The following is a 21,142-nucleotide window of genomic DNA, read 5'->3' on the forward strand; positions in this document are numbered from 1 at the left end:
CGGGTGCGGCTACTGCGCCGCGGGCCCGATGTCGGAGGTGTCGACCGCGAACCGGCCGACGGCCCAGGCCATGGCGCGCGCGTTCTGGTCGAGGATCGTCTTGTTGATCCCGCCCAGGACGTCGCACGCCTGGTGGTAGCAGGGGTCGAGCATCTGGCCCGCGGTGCCGCCGAACAGGTCGGCCCACTCCTGGGACTTGACGGTGTCGGCACCCGCGTTGACGCCGCCCGACGGGATGCCCGCGTTGACGAACGCGGTGTGGTCGGAGCGGCCGTCGAGGACCAGGCCGATGGTGGGCAGCTTCTGCCGGGCGAAGTAGCCGGTCACGAGGTCGCTGATCCGGGTGGACCCGGCGGGCGCCGGGCCGGTCGCGGTCTGCCCGTTGTAGACCATGCGCGCGAAGTTCGGGGAGGCGATCATTTCGAGGTTGAGGTAGAGCGCGGTGTGCGCCTTCTCGGCGGCGGTGAGCTGGTCGACGTAGTACTGCGAGCCGGCCAGGCCCTTCTCCTCGGCGGCCCACCAGGCGAACCGCACCCGGTTCTTGACGTGCGGGCGCTGCTTGGCGAGCTGGACGGCGGTCTCCAGGACGGCGGCGGCCGCCGCGCCGTTGTCGTTGGCGCCGGCCGTGGTGTCGACGGTGTCGAGGTGGGCGCCCATGACGACGGTGTGGTCCGCGCTGCCCGTCGGGGTGTCCGCGAGCAGGTTGTACGTCTTGGTCATCGTGTTGTTGCCGCGCAGGTCCAGGTCGAGGGTGACCGGGCCGTTGGCGGCGTCGGCGCGCAGCGCCTCGGACTCGGCGCGGGACAGGGTCGCCGTCGGGATGCGCGCGTCGCTCGGCGGGACCATGCGGTAGCGCAGGTTCAGGTTCGCGTTGGGCGAGTTGACGTTCATCAGCATGGCGGCGGCGCCCAGCTGCGAGAGGACCAGCTGCTTCTGGGTGATGAAGCAGTCGGTGCCCGCGTCGACGAGGACGATCTTGCCCTTGACGTCCTGGCCCGCGTAGTCGTCCGCGCTGCAACCGGTGCTCTTGCCGGCGGGCCGGGCCAGTTCGGCCTTCAGGCCGCCCTCGGGCGTGGAGACGGAGAAGCGGGCGATGACCGGGTGCAGGTCCCGGGCGGCGGGGGCGACCACCGAGCCCTTCTCGGACAGGATGTCGTAGTCGAGGAACTCGAACGGCTGCTTCCTGACCTGGTACCCGGCCTTGGTGAGGGTCCGGGTCAGGTAGTCGGCGGAGGCGTCGTAACCGGCGGTGCCGGAGACCCGGGTGCCGCCGTGGTCGAGCGTGGCCTGCTGGAGGGCCTCCAGGCGCTCGTAGGTGTGCGCGCCGGTGACCTCGCGGGACATCACCTGGGCCAGGACGTCGGCGGGCGTGCCGGTGGTCTCGGCACCGGCCGGGGCCGACGCGGCCAGCGGAAGGACGACGGCGCCCGCCGCCAGGGCGGCCAGCGTCCGCCGGAGGGACGGTGCGCGCCGGGATGGTGCGTTCATGTGCTGTGGGCTCCTCGCTGCGTGCGGTGCACGGATCGGTTCGGGTGGTCCCCCGGGGCGTCAGGCCCCGGGGCGGTCGGTGAGGGCGGCGGCGTAGGCGTCGGCGAGCCGGCCGATGCGTGCGGCGTCGAAGAGTTCGCCGCTGTAGCGCCACAGGACGGTGAGCCGGTCGCCGTCGACGCTGGGGTAGACCTCCAGCGGGCAGGGCCGCTCCATGTCGGCCGGGCGGTCCCGGCCGACGCGCTCGGTGTCCACGTCGCGCAGCACCCCGTCGGCGGCCCGGAAGGCGGGCGCGCCCCAGAAGGAGAACAGCACGCCCGGCACCGGGATGGCGCCGAGCGCCCGGCGCACTCCGGGGTCGGGGTGGTGGTGGCGCAGCACCTCGAAGTCGAAGCCGCTGCGCGGCACCGCGCGCAGTTCGGCGGCGACGTGGGCGCGGTGCGCGGCGCGGTCGCGGCGGCCGGGCAGGGCCAGGGCGAACGGGTAGGTGGTGTTGAAGTAGCCGACGGTGCGGCCCAGTTCGAGGTCGTCGAAGAGGTCCTCGCGGCCGTGGGCGACGAGTTGCACGGCGACCTCGCCGCCGCGCACCCCCAGCCACTCCTGGAAGGCGCCGCCGAGCGCGCTGAGCAGCAGTGCGTAGAGGGTGTGCCCGTCGGCGGCGGGCAGCGGGTGGCAGGTGGTCAGCTCGCGGGTGTTGCCCTCGGTGCCGCTCGGCCCGTCGGGCACGGTGGCGCGCTGGGCGTCCTCGCCCCAGGCCCGGTCCAGCCAGTAGCCGCCGTCGAGTGCGTCGGGGCGGGTGCGGGCCCAGTGGCCGAGCCGGTCCGCCCACTGGAAGCAGGACGGGCCGGGGGCGCCGAGCGCGCGGTCGTCGCCGTCGCGCAGCAGCGCGTCGAGTTCCTCGGTGAGGACGTTCCACGAGTACAGGTCGACGGCGAGGTGGTGGACGATCAGCAGCAGCCGGTCGGCCGTCCCGTCGGGGAGCCGGACCAGGGCGGCCCGGGTCACGGGCCCTTCGCGCAGGTCGAGCGCCTCGTGCAGCGCGCCGGCCCGCTCGTCCAGTTCGGCGAGTGCCTGCTCGGCGGTCAGCGCGCGCAGGTCGAACTCGGTGACGTCCGGGGCCTGCGGGGCGGCGTACTGCCGCAGGCGGCCGTCCTCCTCGGTCAGTCGGGTGCGCAGCGCGGGATGCCGGGCGGCGAGCGCGGCGAGGGCGCGGCGGGCCTGTGCCAGGGTGACGGTGCGGCCGAGGCCGTAGCTGACGCCGTGGTTCCAGTGGTCGGGGCGTTTGGCGCCGCGGGCGAGGAACTCCAGCTGCGGGGGCGTGAGTTCGGCCGGGCCGTCGGCCGCGGCCAGGGCCCGTCCGGGCCGGGCGCCGGTGGCCTCGCGCGGTGCGGCGGCGCCGGGTGCGGCGGCGGCGACGGCTTCGATGGTGCGGCCGTCCAGGATGGCGCGCGGGCGCACCGGGTGGCCGAGCCGCTCGGCCTGGGACGCGATGGCGATGGCGAGCAGCGAGTCACCGCCCAGGTCGAAGAAGTCGTCGGTGACGCCGACCGACTCGCGCTTGAGGTGCGTGGCCCACAACCGGGCCAGCACGGCCTCGCGTTCGGTACGCGGCGCCACCTGCGCGGGCCGCTCCGCGCACAGCGCGGCGGTGCGGGCGGCCGGGCCGTGCGCCGCGAGCCGGTCCAGGAGCGCGCGGTAGTCGTCGAGCCAGCCGCGGACGCGGTCGCCCGCGGGGCCGCCGGGGGCGTACTGGGCGGTGGCCCGCAGCCGGTCGCCGTACTCCAGGACGGACAGCTGGACGGGGAAGGTGGCGGCGCCCTGGCCGACGTCGAGGAGTTCGACGCCGGGCCCGCCGGCGGCGAGCGCGCGCAGCGGTTCCACGTCGCCGTTGAAGCCGAACATCGTGGCGGCCAGCGGGCGCGCGGAGCCGGGGCGGGCCAGCCGCCGGATGCGGTCGGTGGGCAGGCCCTGGTGGGCGAGGGCGGCCAGGGACGCCTCGCGGACGGCGGCGAGCAGCGCGGTGAACGGCTCGTCGGGGCGCACCTGGACGCGGACGACCAGCGTGGTGGCGTAGTTGCCGACGACCGGCTCGTCGGCGGGGGCGCGTCCGGCCGCCGGGACGGCCACGGTGACGTCGCGCTCCCCGGTGATCCGCCACTGGAGCGCGACCCAGGCGGCGAGCAGCACCATGTGCGGGGTGCACCGCTCGGCGGCCGCCAGCTCGCGCACCCGGCCGACCAGGTGGTCGCCGAGCGGCAGCGCGGCCCGGCCGCCGGTCCCGGCCTCGCCGGGCAGGCCGGTCTGCGGGGCGCCGGCGAGGTAGCGGGACCAGAACGCCGCGAGTTCCTCGCCCCGGGGCGAGTCGAGCAGCGCCCGCTGCTCCTCGACGTGGTCGAGGAAGGTGCGGGTCCCGGGGGCGCCGGGCTGCCCGGCCAGGTCCGCGAAGAGGATCCGCCACGACCAGCCGTCGACGAAGAGGTGGTGGTGGGTGAGCATCAGCACGTCCCGCTCCGCGTCGGCGAACCGGACCCGGATCAGCTGGTGACGTGCGGGCAGCTGCGCGTAGGGGTCGAGCGGCCTGGCCACCTCGTCCCGCAGCCGGTTGAGCAGCGTCTCGTGGCCGTCGGCGGCGGTGTGCGCGGTGAGGTCCCAGTCGAGCCGGTCCAGCGGGAGGTGCGCCCGCTCCGGCGGGAGCACGACCTGGCGCGGCCCGTCGTCGGTGTCGTGCAGGTGGGCGCGGAGCATCGGGTGCCGGCGGACGAGCGCGGCGAGCCGTGCGGCGAGGTCGCCGGGGTCGGCCGGGCGGTCGAGCAGGAACGCGGCGGGCACGTTGTAGGCGCCGGTGCCGGGGTCGAGCCGGTCGGCGGCCCAGATGGCGGTCTGCTCACCGGAGAGCGGGCCGCTGTCCGGCGCGGGCTGCGCCGGGGCGGACCGCGCCGGGGCGGGGGTCCCGGGGGCGGCCCCGGGGGCTGCGGCTTCGCCGTCGGCGGGCGCCAGTTCGGCCACGTGCGCGGCGAGCGCGGCGAGGTCGGGCAGGTCGAACAGGTCGAGGACCTCGATCCCGGTGCCGTAGCGCTCGTTGAGGCGGGCCACCAGCTGCGCGCCGTTGAGCGAGTTGCCGCCCGCGTCGAAGAAGTCGTCGCCCAGCGCGAGCCCGGGCTCCTTCAGGACGTCGCGGGCGAAGGCGAGGACGGTCTCCGCCACGGTGCGGGCGGGGGCGGCGGCGGGTGCGGGCGCGGGGGCGGAATCCGCGGCGGGCGCGGTCCCGGCCGTGCGCGGCCAGCAGTGCTCCTCGTCCAGGGCCGCCAGCGGCAGTTCGACGCGGCGGCGCGGGGCCCGGCCGAGCGCCGCCCGCCAGTCGACGTCCCGGCCCTGCCGGTAGACCTGGCACAGCGCGGCCGCCGGCGTGTCCGCCACCGCCGCCGCGCGCCCGGCGAGCAGCGCCGAGAGGGCGCTGCCCGGGGCGAGGTCGAGGACGAGCGGGGGCGCGCCCCGGGCCGCCAGCGCCGCGTCGAGCGCCGCGGCGTCGGGCGGTGCCACCGCCGGGCCCGGCTCGGCCAGCGCGTCCAGCTCGGCCCCCAGGGGCGCCCCGCCGGCCACCCGGACCGCGGCCTTGCCGAGGCCGTGGGCGAGCACCAGGTCCGGTACGGGTCCGGCCGCGGCCTGCACGGCCTGGGCGCCGACCAGCGCCACCAGGGCGCGCTGCGCGGCGTTCCACTCGCCGGCCGGGCGGTGTGCCTCGGCGGCGGCGAGGACGGCCGCGAACGCGGGCCCCTCGGCGGCGTTCCGGCGCAGTGCGGCCAGGTCGGCGTCGGCCAGGTCGCCGACGGCCAGCACCAGCGGCCCGGCCGGCGGCCCCGGCACGGTGCCGCCCCGGCCGTGCAGCGCCGCGTCGAGCCGGTCGAGCAGCTCGGCGCCGTCGCGCACCGCCACCCCGTACCGGTGCGCGAAGTGCTCGCGGCCGACGGTCAGCGTCTCGCTCGCCGCGGCCAGGTCGAAGCCGTCGACGTCGGCGGCCACCGTGTCGCGCAGGGCGCGCAGCTGGTCGCGCAGGCCCTGTTCGGTGGGGGCGGACAACACCACGGGCCGCTCGGCCGCGGGCCCGGCGCCGGTGCGGTCCGGTGCGGTCCGGCCCTGCTCGATGACCATGTGCGCGTTGGTGCCGCTGAGTCCGAAGCTGCTGAGTCCCGCGAGACGGGGGCCGCGCGGTGCGGGCCACGGCTCGGCGCGGTCGGCGATCCGCAGCGGGGTGGTGTCCAGGGCGAGGAGGTCGGAGGGGGCCGTGAAGTGGGCGGTGGGGAAGATCTCTCCGGCGCGGAACTGGGCGAGGATGCGCACGAGTCCGGCGAAGGACGCCATGCAGCCCAGGTGCCCGAGGTTGGCCTTGACGGAGGAGAGCGGGCGGACGCCGGGGAAGTCGGGGCCGAAGGCGGCGGCCAGGCCCTGGATCTCGATGGGGTCGCCGATCCGGGTGCCGGTGCCGTGCGCTTCGAGGTAGCCGAGGTCGGCGGGGGCGACGCCGGCGTCCCGCCACGCCGCGGCGACCACCTCGGCCTGCGCGGCCGGGCTGGGCGCGGTCAGTCCCGTGCTGCGGCCCGCGTCCTGGTTGACGGCGCTGCCGCGGATCACCGCGTGCACCGTGTCGCCGTCGCGCAGCGCGTCGGCGAGCCGCTTGACCAGGACGAACCCGCCGCCCTCGCCGTGCATGGTGCCGTCCGCGGCGGTGTCGAAGGGGCGGCAGTGGCCGGTCCCGGAGAGCACGCCGAGCCCGTCGCCGGCGGCCGCGCCGTGCCGGGGCACCGGGCCGAGCACCAGCTCGTAGCCGCCGACGAGCGCGAGGTCGCTCTCGCCCCTGGCCAGCTTCCAGCGCGCCTCGTGGAGCGCCACCAGGAACGAGGAGCAGGAGGTGTCGATGACCTGGGCGGGGCCGCGCAGGTCGAGGTGGTAGGAGATCCGTCCGGCGGCGTAGGCGTGCAGGCTGCCGGTGGTGGCGGGGCCGCCGCGCTGCTCCTGGGGCGGGAGCAGGTTGAACAGGCTGGGGTGCGGGGCGCCGTAGCCGCCCACCAGGACGGCGGTGCCGGTGCCCGCCAGCTCGTCCGGCGCGTAGCCGGCGGCGCCGATCGCGCGCACCGCGAGCTGGAGCATGCGCCGTTGGCGCGGGTCGATGAGTTCGGCCTCGGCGCGGGAGAGGCCGAAGTAGCGGTGGTCGAAGCCGGTGATGTCCTCGATCCAGCCGCCGGTCCGGTCCTCGGGGGTGGGGGTGAGCCCGGTGGCCGTCAGGCGGCGTTCGGGCATGGTGCGCATGGTGTGGCCGCCGCCGCGCAGCAGCGCGGTCAGCGCGGCCCAGTCGGCGGCTCCGGGGAACTCGAAGGCGACGCCGATCACGGCGAGGTGGCCAGGGGTGGCGGGGTGGGCCATGGGTGCCTGCCTCTTCAGCGAGGGTTGACGTCTTGGGGGGCGCGGCCGGTGAGGGCGCGGGCGTCCGGCAGGGCGATCACGCCGAGGTTGGCGACGACCACCAGCACCGCCGCGGTCAGCAGCGGCAGCGCCTCGCCGGTCCAGGCCGCGATCGGTGCCGCGACGGCGAGGCCGAGCGGCCGGGCGGCGAACGACAGCAGCGCGTCGTAGGAGTCCGCGCGGGCCAGGGCGTCGGCCGGGAAGTGCCGTTGCATGGTGGTCTGCCACAGCGTGTTGAGCACGCCGATGCCGAACATGGCGATGCCGTACGCCACCGCGTCGGTCCAGGTCGGCCAGCGCGCGGCGAAGGTGAGCAGGGGCAGCGCGAACAGGGCGCCGCACACCGAGGTCACCACCAGCGGCCGGCCCACGCGCAGCCGGGGCGCGACGAACGCGCCGATCAGCATGCCGGCCATGCCCGCCTGGTAGACCACCACCCAGGCGAACTCGCCGCCGAGCCGGTCCACGGCGATCAGCGGGCCCAGCGTCATCAGGACCCCGGCGGCCAGGTTGGACACGCCGTGCCCGATGAGGTTGGACCAGAACCAGGGGCGGCTGCGCACTTCCTGCCAGCCGTCGGCGAGCTGCCGGAAGAAGCCGGTGCGCGCGGTGCGGTCGGGGGCGGTCGCGGGCAGGCCGCCCAGGGTGACGGCGGCGCAGCCGAACACCGCGGCGGTGGCGAGGAACGCCCAGCCCGCGCCGACCGCGACGACCAGGACGCCGGCGACCCCGGGCCCGGCGACCAGGGCGATGCCGCGGGCCACCCCCAGGTGGCCGTTGGCCCGCAGTCTGGCCTCCTGCGGCACGGTGGCGGCGACCAGCGGCGACATCGTGGGCGTGCCGAAGGCGATGGCCGCGCCGGTGACCGCGGACAGCACGGCGAGGTCGGCGATGCGCAGCGCACCGAGCAGCAGCTCCGCGCCGATGGCCAGTTGCGCCAGGCCGCGGACCAGGTCGGCGAGGAAGGCGACCCGCTGGGCGGGGAACCGGTCGGCGAGGACCCCGCCGATGGGCAGCAGCACCAGCTGCGGCACCAGTTCGGCGGCGAGCACCAGGCCGAGGTCGGTGGCGCTGCCGGTGGCCTCGATGACGGCGAGGGTGAGGGCGGTCGGCACCACGGCGGTGGCCAGGAACGACAGCGACCGCCCGGTGAGCAGCCGGGCGAAGCCGGGGATCTTCAGGACGCGTACCGGAGCCGGGCCCCTGAGCTGGGTCACGGGCGGGCCGCCAGCTGGGCGCCCAGGGTGCCGAGGAGTTCGCCGGGCGCCTTCAGGAAGGCGTAGTGCCCGCCGGGCAGCACCCGGAAGGCGACGTCGTCGGCGTAGTCCTGCCAGTCCTTGAGCTCGTCCTGGGTGACCTCCGGGTCGCCGTCCCAGTGCAGGACGCCGATCGGAAAGGGCACGGGGGTGGGGGCGTCCCGGCGGTAGACGCGGTTGGCGTCGAGGTCCTCCTTGAGGACGGCGAGGGCGAGGTCGAGCAGCTGCGGGTGGGCGATACCGCCCCGCAGCAGCGTCAACTCCTCCAGCTCCGCGCGCAGTTCGGCGTCGGTCATGGCAAGGAAGCGGTCGTGCGGGCAGCGGTGCGGGGCGACCTGCGCGGAGACGAAGACCCGCGCGGGCTGCGGCAGTCCGCGCGCGGCGAGCAGCCGCGCCGTCTCGAAGGCGGGCAGCGAGCCCGCGCAGTGCCCGAAGAAGACGTACGGCCGGTCCAGGTGCGGGGCGAGCGCGTCGGCGAGCTGCTCGGCCAGCTCCTCGTACGTGCCGTAGTGCGGCTCGCGCAGCCGGCCCTCGCGGCCGGGGAGTTGGACCGGGCACACCTCGATGCCGTCGTCCGGTCCGAACCGCCTGGGCCAGGCGTTGAACATGGACGCGCCGACGCCCGAGTAGGGGAAGCAGAAGACCCGGGCGGCGGCGTCGGCGGCGGGCTTTCTCAGGAGCCAGCGGTTGCTGGGCAGGGCGGTGCCGGCGGACATGGGTGATCCGTCTCGCAATCTCGTGAAGGGACGCTGGGGTCAGCGCGGCGCGGTCACCACGGGCAGCTGGGTCAGCCCGGCGATGAACACCGACCGCAGGTGGCGGGCGGGCCCGGCGGTCTCGACCGACCGGAAGAGGCGGAAGAACTCGTCGAACAGGATCCGGAAGGTCATCCGGGCGAGCGGGGCGCCCAGGCAGTAGTGCGGCCCGAAGCCGAAGGCGAGGTGCCGGTTGTCGTCGCGCAGGACGTCGAAGCGGTAGGGGTCGGTGAAGACGCGCTCGTCGCGGTTGGCCGAGCCGATCCAGACGGCGACCGCGTCCCCGGCGGCGACGCGGCCCCCGGCCAGTTCGGTGTCCTTGACGGCGTAGCGCAGGAAGCTGCTGGCGGGCGAGGTCCAGCGCAGGCCCTCCTCCACCAGGGTGGGGACGACCGCGGCGGGGTCGCCGGCCGCCTTGCGCAGCTGGTCCGGGTGCTCGCTCAGGGCGAGCAGCGTGCCGGAGACGGTGTGCGGGGTGGTCGCGTTGGCGCCCAGCAGGATGCTGTAGCAGTTGTAGATGACCTCTTCGTCGGTGAGCGGGGCGTCGCCCGCGCTCATGCTCATCAGGTGCCCGATGAGGTCCTTCGCCGGTTCCGCCGCGCGGCGGTCGCGCACCTGCCCTGCGAAGTAGTCGAACGTCTGGTGGTGGGCGACGGCGAGGGTGGCGGCGCCGCTGCCGACGCTGAACTCCGCGTCGTCGGGCGCCGCGGCCATCGCCGTCCAGCGCACCAGGTCGTCCCAGTCCTTCTCCGGTACGCCCAGCAGGGCGCCGGCGACGGTCATCGGCAGCCGGTAGGCGCGCCCGGCCACGTCCCAGGCACCGCCGCCGAGCGCGGGGGCGAGGAACTCGGTCACCGCCTGCCGGATCCGGTCCTCCCAGTCGGCCAGGGCGCGCGCGGTGAGGCGGCGGTTCAGCGGGCGGCGCAGCTGGCTGTGGCGCGGCGGGTCGGTGGAGACCAGCATCTTGCCCGACGAGACGTCGTCGTGGCCGAGCTGGGTGAGGACCGAACCGCGTTCGGAGGTGAACTCCCGGTGGTCGCCGAGCACCCGGCAGACGTCGTCGTAGCGGGTCACCGACCAGAACTGCCGCCCGTCGGGCAGCACCTGGAGGTGGAGCGGGGCGTGTGCCCGCAGGTGGGCCCACACGGCGTGCGGGTCGCCGCTCGCGTGGAACTCCGGGTCGAACAGGTCGGCGGCGGCCGGGTCGGCGGCCGCGCCGGCGGAGGGGGCGGCGGTGATCCTCACCGGGCGCCTCCGGCCTGGACGACGGCGGCGGCGAGACCGGCCGGGGTGGGGGCGAGGTAGAAGGTGACCGGCGAGATCTGCACGCCGTACTCGCGCTCCAGGTCGGCGGTGATCCGCACGCCCACCAGGGAGTGGCCGCCGAGTTCGAAGAAGTCGTCGTCGGCGCCGATCCCGTCGATGCCGAGGTGGTCGCTCCACAGCTGGGCGACGGCGGCCTCGATGCCGGGGGCCGGGGGCCGGTGCGCGGCGTTCAGCTCGGGCCTGGCCGGTGAGATGTCGGCGGTCAGGGCGGCCCGGTCGACCTTGCCGTTGGCGGTCAGCGGCAGCGCGTCGACGACCCGGAGGTGCGAGGGGACGGCGTACGAGGGCAGCACCTCGCCCAGTTCGCGGCGCACCGCGAGGGTGGCGGGGCGGACGCCGCCGCGCCCGGTGACGAAGGCCACCAGCCGCTTGCCGCCGTCCGGGCCGGGCTGGGCGACGACCGCGGCCTCGGCGATGTCGTCGCGGGCGGCGAGCGCGGCCTCGATCTCGCCGGGCTCGATCCGGAAGCCCCGGATCTTGACCTGGCGGTCGGCGCGGCCGTGGTAGTCGAGGACGCCGTCGGGGCGGCGGCTCACCAGGTCGCCGGTGCGGTACATCCGGGCGCCGGGCCGGTCGTCGAACGGGTCGGGCAGGAAGGCGCGGGTGGTCTCCTCGGGGTTGCCGAGGTAGCCGAGGGCGAGGCCGTCGCCGGTGGCGTACAGCTCACCCACCTCGCCGTCGGGCACCGGCCGCAGGTCGGCGTCGAGGAGGTGGACGCCGGTGCCGCGGATCGGGCGGCCGATGGGCACGGCGCCCTCGACCGGCGCGGTGATCGTGTGGCAGCAGGTGAACGTGGTGTTCTCGGTGGGCCCGTAGCCGTTGACGAGCGTGAGGCCGGGCAGCGCCGCGAGGGCCTGGTTGACGTGCGGCGGCGACAGCACGTCCCCGCCGGCCAGCAGGACCCGTACGCCGCCGAGGTCGTCGAGGCCGTACTCCACGACCTGCTGGAACAGTCCGGCCGTGAGCCACAGCACGGTGATCCCGAAGTGGCTGATGTGCTTGGTCAGTTCACCGATGGCCAGGTCGCGCTCGGGCGCCACGTCGAGGCGGGCCCCGTTGAGCAGCGGTCCCCAGATCTCCAGGGTGGAGGCGTCGAAGGCGACGGGCGCGTACTGAAGGACGACGTCGTCGGGCCCGAGGGTGAGGAAGTCGGCGTCCACGACGAGCCGCAGGACCGCGCGGTGCGGCACCCGGACTCCCTTGGGGGCGCCGGTCGAGCCCGAGGTGTAGGCGATGTAGGCGACGTCGTCCGGCGCGGTGGTGACGGGCTCGGGGGCCGGGCCCTCGGCGATCGCGTCGAGGTCGTCGCGGGTCAGCACGACGGCGGCGCCGCTGTCGGCGAGGATGAGCCGCCGGCGCTCGGCCGGGTAGCGGCGTTCGAGGGCCAGGTAGGCGGCTCCGGCCTTCAGGATGCCCAGGAGGGCGACGGCGGTCGCGGCGCGGCGGTCCGCGTCGAGTGCGACCACGTCACCGGGCCGCACCCCCCGGTCCTGGAGGTGCCGGGCCAGGTGGTCGGAGCGGCGGTCCAGCTGCCGGTAGGTCAGCTCGGCGTCCTCGCCGCGCACGGCGATCCGCTCGGGGGCGCTGCGGACCTGCCGCGCGAAGAGCGTCGTGATCGACGGGGGGTGCGTGCCGTACTGCGACTCCACGGGTCGGCCTCCAGCTGCTTCAGGGGAGCGGCCACCGGTTTTCGGTCACCGCCGCGGCTCATCATGGGGACGGCCCCTACCGACCCGCTTTCGGCCACACATCGGCCGGGCGTAGCGGGGTGATAGCGGAGCGATAGCGCGGCTGCCTAACCTCGCGGTACCGACCAACGAGCACGCGGCCGACCCAGCGGCCCCGGAAAGCGAGCGCAGACGTGCGGAAGTCCCTCACCCTCGCGGTGACCACTCTGGTCGCGGCGGCGGTCCTCCCGGTGGCCCTCAGCGGGCCGGCTGCCGCGGACACCCCCTGGCCCTCCCCCGGCGCCGGCAGCGTGCGCGCGGTGACCTGGGCGGACACGCCGTGGCCCGGCAGCGACGCCGCCCCGGCCGCCGCCGACGACACCCCGTGGCCGGTGCCCTGACCCGCGCCGGGGGGCGGCCGGGCCTCAGCGGTGCGGCCCGCTCCCCTTTCCCGCACACGGCGGCTGGACCACCCGGTCCTCCAGGTCCGCTTCCAACTGGGCCAGTTCCAGGCGCACCTCGGCCGCACCCACCCGGTCCATGATGCGTTCCCGGGTCGCGATCGCGGCGCGCAGCAGGCGCTGGGCGTCGTCGGTGCGGCCCAGGCGGGCGCTGATGCCGCCGAGGCGGTGCAGGATCCGTGCCTCCCCCGCCACGTCCCGCCGCTCCCGCACCTGCCGCAGCAGGTCGGTGAGCACCTCCTCGGCCTCCTCGTACCGCCCGTGGCACTGCATCAGGTCGCTGAGCACGTAGCGCACCTGCAACTCGACCCGGCGGCTGCCCACGCCCTGGCAGAGGTCCAGCGCCTCGTTCAGATAGCCGCTGGCGGTCCCCCAGTTGCCGCGGTCGCCCTCCAGGCGCGCCATGTGCACCAGCACGCTGGCCGCGCCGACGTAGTCGCCCGCCTCCCAGAACTCGCCGAGCGCCACCCAGAAGTGGCCGAGCGCGGCCTCCGGATTGCGCTGGCGCGCCTCCAGCAGGGCGAGATTGCGCCGGGCCAGGGCGCAGCCGTGCACCTCGGCGAGCGCGGTGAACAGCTCCAGGGCGGGGACGAGGCGCTGCCGGGCCGCCTTGAGCTGCGAGCGGCTCAGGTGCAGTGAGCCCAGCGAGCACAGCAGCGCCGCGCGGCCGCGCTCGGCGCCGGCCACCCGCACGCTCTCCAGCGCCTGGAGATGCGTCGCCTCCCAGTCCTCGAAGTAGCAGCGCGCCTCGAACAGCGAGACCAGTCCGGTGGCCAGGTCCCAGCACGCCTCGGCCTGCCCGGTGCGGGCCGCGAGGCCGACGGCGGCGCACGCGTTGGCGCGCTCGGACTCCAGCCAGGCCAGCGGATCGGCCAGCGCCCGGTCCGGGGTGAGGCCGGCCGGGCTGCGGCGCGGCGCCGGGCCGTGCAGGACGGTGAAGTCGCCGCCGTAGATCCGCCGGTGCGCCTCGTCGACGAGGCTGAGCCAGCCGCCGGTCACCCGGACGAGGGCGGCGTCGCAGTCGTCGGCGTCCCGGTGCCGGTCCAGTTCCTCGCGGGCGAACAGCCGGATCAGGCCGGGCAGCCGGTAGCGGGGGCTGGACGTCGCGTCGTTGCCGACCACTTCGAGGAGCTGCGCCTCCACCAGCTGGTCGAGCAGGTCGACGGCCTGGAAGAGGTCCACGTCGAGCAGGGCCGCGGCGACCCAGCCGCCGGTCGAGGGCCCGTCCAGCAGGCTCAGCAGGCGCAGCAGGCGGCGGGCCTGGTGGTCGAGGGCCTCGTAGGACAGGGCGATGCCGGTACGGATCGCCAGGTCTCCGTAGGCCAGTTCGTCGAGGCGCCGGTGCTCGTCGGAGAGCCGCTCGACCATCCACGCCAGCGACCAGTGCGGGCGGGCCGCGAGCCGGGCCGCCACGATCCGCAGGGCCAGCGGCAGCCGGCCCACGATGCGGCCCAGCGTCTCGGCGGCCGGCGCCTCGCTCGCCACCCGCCGCTCGCCGACGATCCCGGCGAGCATCCGCAGGACCTCGTCGTCCGCCAGGACGTCCACGGCCAGGGTCCGCACACCGGGCAGGCCGGCCGCCCGCGGGCTGCCGGTGACGAGGACGGCGCCGGGGCCGGCACCGGGCAGCAGCGGGCCGAGCTGGTCCTCGGTCGCCACGTCGTCGAGGACCACGAGGATCCGCCGCCCGGCGAGCACCTGCCGGTACAGCGCGGCCCGTTCGTCGCAGGACGCGGGCAGCGCCTCGCCCGGGACGCCGAGCGCCCGCAGGAAGCGGCCGAGGACATCGCTCGCGGTCAGCCGGCGGCCGGGCTCGCGGCCCAGGTCGCAGTAGAGCTGGCCGTCGGGGAAGGCGCGGGCGATCCGGTGGGCGGCGTGCACCGCGAGGGCGCTCTTGCCGACGCCGGGCGGCCCGGTGAGCGCGACGGCCCGCACGCCGGTGGGGTCGGCGCCGGTGAGCAGCTCCTCGATGGTCCGCAGCCGGTCGGACCGGCCCACGAAGCCGACGACGTCCGGCGGCAGTTGGCAGGGCACGGCGGTGTCGGCGCCCTCCGCCGCGCCGACGGCCGCCGGCCCGGGCAGGTCCCCGTCCGCCGGGGGCTCGGCGGGCGCGGCGGGCGGCGCACCGGCCGGGGCGGCCCCGGCCTCACCGGAGAGGATGGCACGCTGCGTCTCCCGCAGCGCGTCGCCGGGCTCCAGCCCCAGCTCCTCCACGGCGAGCCGGCGGCCGGCCCGGTAGGTCTCCAGCGCCTCGGCGGTCCGGCCCGAGCGGTGCAGGGCGAGCATCAACTGCCCGCGGGTGCGCTCGCGCAGCGGGTGTTCGGCGAGCAGGGCCCGCAGTTCCCCGACGAGTTCGGCGTGGCGCCCCGCGTCGAGCCGCAGTCCGGCGTACGTCTCCAACGCGGCGAGGCGGGCTTCTTCCATGTGCTCGGCGCGCTGCATCAGGCGGTCGCTCTCGGTGCCGCTGAGCGCCGGGCCACGCCACAGGGAAAGGGCCGACCTGAGGAGTTCCTGCGCCTCACCGGCGCGGTCCTTGCGCATCAGCGCCTGCGCTTCGGCGACTTCGGAAAGGAATACCTGGCTGTCGAGTTCCCCCGCGGCGACCTGCATCACATACCCGGGGCTTTTCGTCACGATGACCGAAGGGCGTCCGCCCTTCGAGAATAAGGTCCGCAGCCCCGAGATGCAGGTCTGTATCTGCGTGCGCGCGGTGAGCGGCGGATTTTCCCCCCACACCGCTTCCATGAGGTACTCCGCACTGACCACGCGATTCGCGTCGAGGAGCAGCGCGGTCAGTACCGTCTGCGTGCGACCGCGCGGCACCCGGCTCTCCGGTGACCCCGGGAAGACGACTTCGAGCGGGCCCAGAATGCGATAGACCGGACCATTCCGCATCACCATGCAACCCCTAGTGTCGTATGAGCCTGTTCCTGTTGGCCGGAGCCTGCCGGTCCGGTCGGCCGGAGCCCGCCGGCGGCGCTCGCGGGCGGCTGCGTCAGCCCCTGCCGCGGGAGGCGTGCCGGGGCAGCCGAAAGCGGCGTTGTCGTGGCCGGGCCGGGCGCGGGTCGTACGCGGCGCCTGCGCCGAGCGCCATCGGGGCGCGCTCGGGTCGAGGATGCTCCCGCGAAGGTAGTGTCGGACGACTTCCCGGTGGGTTGGGGTAACGTTTCCGCGACGTTTCGGGATCAGACGTCGGGTAAATCCCCGGCGCCGGCCGGCATCGAAGCGCGCTGCGCCGCGCGCAGGGAACCGCGCACCCCCACCCGGCCCTTTTCCCGCCCACCGCGGAAACCGGCCGGCGCGCACCGGCCTTCGGCCGCACCGCACCCGTACGGCGTGACCACACTGCGGCCACCGAGCCTCACCGCCCCCGGAACCGCCCCCGCCGCACCGACCGCCCGCGCCCCGAAGAGCACCCGCCGGACCCCGGAGCCGGAGCGCCCCTCGCATTCCCCGAACGCCCGGGGCCGCGCCGCCCCCCGACAGGCGTCGTGGCGGACGCCCCTTCCCTTCCGCTCGCGTGCGGTCTCGATGCTCGGCAGTCCGGTGACAGCAGAACCTGCGGGGGCGGCGAAGGCGGCGATCAGGGCTGGCCAGACTTGATCCATGCCGGGAGGCTAGCGGCGGGCCGGAAGGGATACCAGTGCCTCCGGCACCTCATTACCTTTTCATGTCAGTGCCCATGACCGGCGGCGACCTCGCTCATGGCGGCGCACCCGCGAGCGGCTGCCGGGGGGCGTCGTCGCGGCGGGTGCGCCCGGCTGCTATCGGGCGCTGGTTGTTCGGGGCGTGCGGCCGAAGTCGGTGGTGAGCCAGTGCTCGATGGAGGGGGCGGGGAACTCGTGGGGCCGGTGGGTGCCGGGGACCGGGGTGAGGTCGGTCATGCGGTCCAGGCAGAACGCGCGCCAGTCATCCCTGCCGAGGTCGAAGGCGATGAGGTACCAGCGGCCGGTGCGCAGGATGTACCGGTACGGCTCGACCAGGCGGGTCGAGGTGCGGTTCCGCCGGTCGGTGTAGTGGAACTCGATCCTGCCGTGGTGGGCCACTGCGTCAGCGATCACGCCGAGGGCGGCTGAGCTGATGGCGGTGGTCGGTTGCTGGAGGACCTCGGTGGCCAGAGCGGTGGCAGCCGCCCGTTGCCGGAGGCGGCGGGGAAGGACTTGGTCCAGCTTGAGCAGCGCGCGGGAGGTGACCGGATCGTCCGGGAGCCAGGATTGCAGCACGCGCAGACCGGCGATGACGGCGGCGATCTCATCGGCGCTGAACAGCAGTGGGGGGATCTGCACGTCCGGACGAAGCCGGTAGCTGCTGCCCGGGCCCGGGCGTGCTTGCACGTCGTAGCCCAGTTCCCGCAGTCGTTGTGCATCGCGTCGGACGGTGCGCACGCTGACGCCCAGGCGCCGGGCGAGGGTTGCGGCGGGCCAGTCGCCCCCGCTTCGCAGCAGCATGAGCAGGTGCAACGTCCGTGCTGTCGGATCCGCATCCATACGGTCAGCCTGCCAGGAAAGGCGGCCGGAATCAGGCCGCCTCTGTTCCTACCGTGGTGGCGATCTCCGCGACTCGAAAGGACCGCACGTGCAGATCGCTGTCACCACACCCAACGGCAACGTCGGCCACCATGTCGTACGCATCCTGGTGCGGGCCGGAACCCGGCCCAGGCTGCTGATGCGGAGGCCGGACCGGTTGGCCCCGGACCTGCGGGGCCTCGTCGATGTCGTGAAGGTCGACCAGTACGACGCCGCGCAGGTCGTCGATGCCACCAGGGGCCTGGACGCGCTCTTCTGGGTGGACCCCACGCCGGCCGGTGCCGACCCGCTCGCCGACTACGCGCGCGCCACCGACAGCGTCGTGGCCGCCGTCACGCAGAACGCCATCGGACGGGTGGTGTTCCAGAGCAGTGTCGGCGCCGAGAAGCGGCACGGCGCCGGCGAGATCGACGGTCTGGCCCACACCGAGACCGCCCTGGACGCCACCGGCGCCGATGTCACGCACCTGCGCTGCGGCTATTTCTTCACCAACCTGCTGCTCCACCTCGATGCGCTGCGCGCCGGAACCGTGCAGGTCGTGCTGCCGCTCGACAGCCCCATGGCCTGGGTCGCCCCGAGAGACATCGCCGAAGTCGCCGTGACCCGGCTGCTCAGCCCTTCCTGGTCCGGCCGGCAGGTGCAGGCCGTGCACGGCCCCGCCGACTTCACCTGGTCCGAAGTGGCCGAGATCCTCAGCGCGGTGCTGGGGCGCCGGATCACGGCCGAGCGGATCGCGGACGAGGCCATGTATGCGCAGCTCACCGCTTCCGGTATGCCGCCCCGGCTCGCCGACGCGGTCCTTGGTATGTCGACCGGGCTGCGCGAGGGCTTCACCCCCGAGCAACCCCGCACCGCGACCACGACGACCCCGACGACGCTGGTGTCCTGGGCCTACGAAACCCTCCGGCCCGCGCTGACCTGACGACGGTGCCCGTCCGCCCGGCGAGGGACACGGAGCCCAGCTGAGCGGCTGGAGTTGAGGTTGCCGGCGTTCTTGTGGTTGTACGGTCGTGGTGGGTCAATGGCAGGGCGTTTCCGCAGGGCCGTGAAGCGCCGGAGGGGCAGGGAGGCATGATGGTGCTGGAGCTGTTGCTGATCTTGGCCGTGTTGGGCGCGATCGCGGTGGGGGTTGTCGTCGCCGCGACGGCGATGAGCAAGCGCGGCAGGAACGCCCAGCCGCCGGTCCCGCCGGGGAGTTGGGGTCCGGGCCCGGGCATGCCGCACCAGGCGCCGTACCCGCCCGTCCAGCAGCCCGGTCCGGGGTACCCGCCGATGCAGCAGCCCGGTCCGGGGTACCCCTCGGTGCAGCAGCCCGGCGGGCAGGCGCATCCGCCGGTCATGCCTCCCGGGCAGCCGCCGCAGCACCCCGGCCCGTACGGCGCCCCTCCGCCGCAACAGCCGCCCGCTCAGGGGCAGTGACACAGGGGGCCCGGCCGTCCGCGGGCGGGCGGCGGGCGGGCCCGGCCGGCGCTGTTTCGCGCGGGGCTGTGTCGACCAGCGCTGATTCGAGCGGCGCCGTTTCGCGCGGTTGCTTGCTCGTTCGACGGTGTTGCGTTACGTGTGCTGCTCTTCGTCGATGCCCGGGGGCCGTCCGTCGGGTGCGTCCTTGCGGTGGTTGGCGTGGAAGCGCGCCTTCTTCTGGCGGTTGCCGCACGTGTTCATGTCGCACCATTTGCGGGTGCGGCTCCGGCTGGTGTCGAAGAAGGCGGCCCGGCAGGTCGGTGAGGCGCACAAGGCCAGTTCTCCGTCTCGTTCGCCCGCGATGATGCTGATCGCATCGGCGGCGATCACGCTGAGGGCGTCCTCCACGCAGGAGGCCGAGCCGAGGCGCCACCGCCGCTCCCCCTCGGGCGTCAGGACCGCCGCGGCCCGACCCCGGGTGCTGTGGTCGTTGATGACGTGGACGGCAGCCGCGGGGAGCGCCTCCTGGACCGCGGCCGCCGTGGCGGCGGCGTGGATCGCCTCCCGCAGTTCCCTGGCGAGGTCGAGCTGGGCAGGGGTGCAGGAGTCCACGGCGAGGTCGTTGACTGCCAGCCAGTCGACGAGCCGGTGCGGCGTGGGAATGCGCTCGACGGCCTTGCCGTAACGCTCCGACAGCGTTCCCGTGAAGCTGGTCGCCAGCACCCTACCGAGGCGGAAGTCAGGGAACGCAGCACGCATGGAACCACCTTAGCCGGTTGCGGCCCGGCTCGGTCTGGGAATTCACTTCCTGCACCGCCGCTCCGCGCGCGCGGATGCCACTCCGCTGATCCTGACGCACGGCTGGCCGGGCAGCATCGCCGAGTTCATCGACGTCGTGGACGAACTGGCAGAGCCGGACGATGCCGGCGCGCCGGCGTTCCACGTCGTGGTCCCGTCGCTGCCCGGCTTCGGTTACAGCGACAAACCGGCCACCACCGGGTGGGGAACCGAAAGGATCGCGGCCGCGTGGGTCGAGCTGATGGGACGGCTCGGTTACCGCCGATTCCTGGCACACGGCGGTGACTGGGGCGGAAATATCACCACGGTTCTCGGCGGCCGGTTCCCGGCGCACGTTCTCGGGATCCACACCTTGTTCGCGGAGGCGCCGCCCGGGCTGACAACGGACGGGCTGACCGCGGTCGAGCGCAGGTGGACCGAGGAAACCCGTGATTTCTGGCGCCACCGCGCGGGGTACGCGAAGCAGCAGGCGACCCGGCCGCAGACCATCGGCTACTCGCTCGTCGATTCACCGGTCGGGCTTCTCGCCTGGATCCTCGACAAGTTCGCCGAGTGGTCGGATACCGAGGACAGCCCGTTCGAGACGATGTCCCGGGACAGGATTCTTGCCGACGTCACCCTGTACTGGCTGACGCGGACCGGCGCGTCGGCGGCCCGCATCTACTACGAAAGCCACAACTCGCTGGACCCGGAACTCCGGGTCGACGTCCCGGCAGCGATCAGTATGTATCCCCGCGATATCGAGAAGTGTCCGCGCCCCTGGGCACAGGAGCGGTACCGCCGCATCGTCCGGTGGCGGGCGCCCGAATCCGGAGGGCATTTCCCGTCGCTGGAGGTGACCGGGTATTTCGTGAAGGACCTACAGGAGGGCCTCGCGGCGGTGTTGGCCGCTCGTCGGTGACAGCGGCTCGGCGCCCCGGCACCGGCCACCGTCCTCCAGACCGCGAGGGGCGCCGGGCACCGCCCGCCGGAGCACATCCCCCCGACGGCGGCCGCGCGGGCGAGGCCGTTCAGTGCGGCATCGCCCAGCCTGGCGCCCAGGTCCCGGCGGTGTCGTGGCCGGCCGCTGTGGCGGCGAGGTGGGCGCGGAGGGTGGCCAGCGCCGGGTGGGGGTTGTCGCGGTGCCAGAGGAGGGAGTGCGGGTAGACCGGTGTCGGGTCGGTCACCGGGATGCGGCGCAGGCCGTGGCCGACGGGCCAGACGAGGCGGGTCTGCTCGGTCGTGAGGGTGGCCAGGGCCGGCGTGTCGGCGATGGTGTCGAGGAGCGTGTCGGAGCCGAAGTTGGGGCCGGTTGCCTCGATGGTGAGGCCGAACTCGGCGGCGAGATCGTCGTAGTAGGCGGCCCACTCGGTTCCGGGAACGATGCCGGGCATCCAGATCCGGTGCCCGGCGAGCTCCTCGACGGTCACCGACCGGGCGCGGGCCAGCGTGTGGGCGGGACCGGTGAGGAGCTGGTGCGGCTCGTCGAGAACCCGCACGGACTCGATACCCTCGGGGAGGGGCCGGCCGGGCATGGCGACGGCGCGGAAGGAGGCGTCGATCGCACCCGACCGGATGGCGGCGACGGCCGTCTCGACGTCGAACAGCATCACCACGTCGAGGTCGATCTCCGGATGCGCGTGGTGGAAGCCGCGCATCAGGCCCGATGGCGCGACGCGCGAGGCGATCACGTCGACGCGCAGCGGACGGCGGCCGGTGCGAACGGAGGCGACCGCGCGCTCCCCGACGCGCAGCAGCTCGCGCGCATGGGGGAGGAACGCCTGCCCGTCGATGGTCGGCTCGGCGCCGCGCGGCGTGCGGGTGAACAGCCGCACGCCGAGGGTGCGCTCCAGCGCGCCGATCCGTTTGGAGACGGCCTGCTGGGTGATCGACAGGTCGGCGGCGGCTTTCTGGAACTGGCCCTCTTCCGCGACGGCGACGAAGGTACGTACTGCTTCGAGATCCACGCCGACCACCCTAGCGAACAACCAATAGTTGTAGGTCGTCGGCAGATCGGTTGTTTGACCT

13 protein-coding genes and 1 pseudogene are annotated in these 21,142 nt (G+C 74.8%); 4 read left to right on the forward strand and 10 right to left on the reverse strand.

The genetic code is table 11. The annotated features are described in order from the left end of the window. Positions 1-9: 9 nt before the first annotated feature. From MUU72_RS01440 to MUU72_RS01465, 6 genes are read right to left on the reverse strand one after another with little or no spacing between them, the layout of a single operon-like run. Positions 10-1,488, reverse strand: coding sequence for a M20/M25/M40 family metallo-hydrolase (locus tag MUU72_RS01440; RefSeq protein WP_248011209.1), 1,479 nt, complete (start codon positions 1,486-1,488; stop codon positions 10-12). A gap of 60 nt (positions 1,489-1,548) precedes the next feature. Beyond that, positions 1,549-6,906, reverse strand: coding sequence for a condensation domain-containing protein (locus MUU72_RS01445; RefSeq protein WP_248011210.1), 5,358 nt, complete (start codon positions 6,904-6,906; stop codon positions 1,549-1,551). Between the two features lie 14 nt (positions 6,907-6,920). Continuing rightward, the gene (locus MUU72_RS01450) at positions 6,921-8,162 is read right to left on the reverse strand and encodes an MFS transporter (protein WP_248011211.1); all 1,242 of its coding nucleotides are present in this window, start codon (positions 8,160-8,162) and stop codon (positions 6,921-6,923) included. Further along, complete coding sequence (locus MUU72_RS01455) at positions 8,159-8,917, reverse strand: thioesterase II family protein (protein WP_248011212.1); 759 nt, start codon at positions 8,915-8,917, stop codon at positions 8,159-8,161. Before MUU72_RS01455 ends, MUU72_RS01450 begins: the two co-directional genes overlap by 4 nt. A 39-nt stretch (positions 8,918-8,956) precedes the next feature. Then, positions 8,957-10,201 carry a cytochrome P450 gene (locus MUU72_RS01460; protein WP_248011213.1) on the reverse strand — a complete coding sequence of 415 codons (1,245 nt, stop codon included), beginning with the start codon at positions 10,199-10,201 and terminating at the stop codon, positions 8,957-8,959. Then, positions 10,198-11,931: a non-ribosomal peptide synthetase gene (locus MUU72_RS01465; RefSeq protein WP_248011214.1), complete on the reverse strand. Its 1,734-nt coding sequence runs from the start codon at positions 11,929-11,931 to the stop codon at positions 10,198-10,200. The genes MUU72_RS01460 and MUU72_RS01465 overlap by 4 nt, the downstream gene beginning before the upstream one ends. A 212-nt stretch (positions 11,932-12,143) precedes the next feature. Between MUU72_RS01465 and MUU72_RS01470 the strand changes: the two genes are divergently transcribed. Beyond that, positions 12,144-12,350 carry a hypothetical protein gene (locus tag MUU72_RS01470; protein ID WP_248011215.1) on the forward strand — a complete coding sequence of 69 codons (207 nt, stop codon included), beginning with the start codon at positions 12,144-12,146 and terminating at the stop codon, positions 12,348-12,350. A 24-nt stretch (positions 12,351-12,374) separates the two neighbouring features. Here MUU72_RS01470 and MUU72_RS01475 read toward each other — a convergent pair whose 3' ends face one another. Both MUU72_RS01475 and MUU72_RS01480 read right to left on the reverse strand, forming a co-directional pair. After that, positions 12,375-15,860 carry an AfsR/SARP family transcriptional regulator gene (locus MUU72_RS01475; protein WP_308403762.1) on the reverse strand — a complete coding sequence of 1,162 codons (3,486 nt, stop codon included), beginning with the start codon at positions 15,858-15,860 and terminating at the stop codon, positions 12,375-12,377. Between the two features lie 314 nt (positions 15,861-16,174). After that, on the reverse strand, positions 16,175-16,897 hold the full coding sequence (locus MUU72_RS01480; protein ID WP_282503476.1) for a helix-turn-helix transcriptional regulator: 723 nt from the start codon (positions 16,895-16,897) through the stop codon (positions 16,175-16,177). 88 nt (positions 16,898-16,985) lie between these two features. Between MUU72_RS01480 and MUU72_RS01485 the strand changes: the two genes are divergently transcribed. Continuing rightward, positions 16,986-17,858: an NAD(P)H-binding protein gene (locus tag MUU72_RS01485; protein WP_248011218.1), complete on the forward strand. Its 873-nt coding sequence runs from the start codon at positions 16,986-16,988 to the stop codon at positions 17,856-17,858. Positions 17,859-18,007: 149 nt separating this feature from the next. Beyond that, positions 18,008-18,355 (forward strand): hypothetical protein, encoded by a 348-nt coding sequence (locus tag MUU72_RS01490; RefSeq protein WP_248011219.1) that lies wholly within the window; start codon positions 18,008-18,010, stop codon positions 18,353-18,355. 135 nt (positions 18,356-18,490) lie between these two features. Here MUU72_RS01490 and MUU72_RS01495 read toward each other — a convergent pair whose 3' ends face one another. Further along, positions 18,491-19,096, reverse strand: coding sequence for a CGNR zinc finger domain-containing protein (locus tag MUU72_RS01495; RefSeq protein ID WP_248011220.1), 606 nt, complete (start codon positions 19,094-19,096; stop codon positions 18,491-18,493). A 34-nt stretch (positions 19,097-19,130) separates the two neighbouring features. On the opposite strand from MUU72_RS01495, the pseudogene MUU72_RS01500 reads away from it, so the two are divergent. After that, positions 19,131-20,036 (forward strand): annotated as a pseudogene (locus tag MUU72_RS01500) (alpha/beta fold hydrolase); the annotation flags it as partial. A 109-nt stretch (positions 20,037-20,145) separates the two neighbouring features. Here MUU72_RS01500 and MUU72_RS01505 read toward each other — a convergent pair. Continuing rightward, on the reverse strand, positions 20,146-21,081 hold the full coding sequence (locus tag MUU72_RS01505; protein WP_248011221.1) for a LysR family transcriptional regulator: 936 nt from the start codon (positions 21,079-21,081) through the stop codon (positions 20,146-20,148). Positions 21,082-21,142: the final 61 nt, after the last annotated feature.

Source organism: Streptomyces rhizoryzae (assembly GCF_023155275.1).
Classification (GTDB): domain Bacteria; phylum Actinomycetota; class Actinomycetes; order Streptomycetales; family Streptomycetaceae; genus Streptomyces; species Streptomyces rhizoryzae.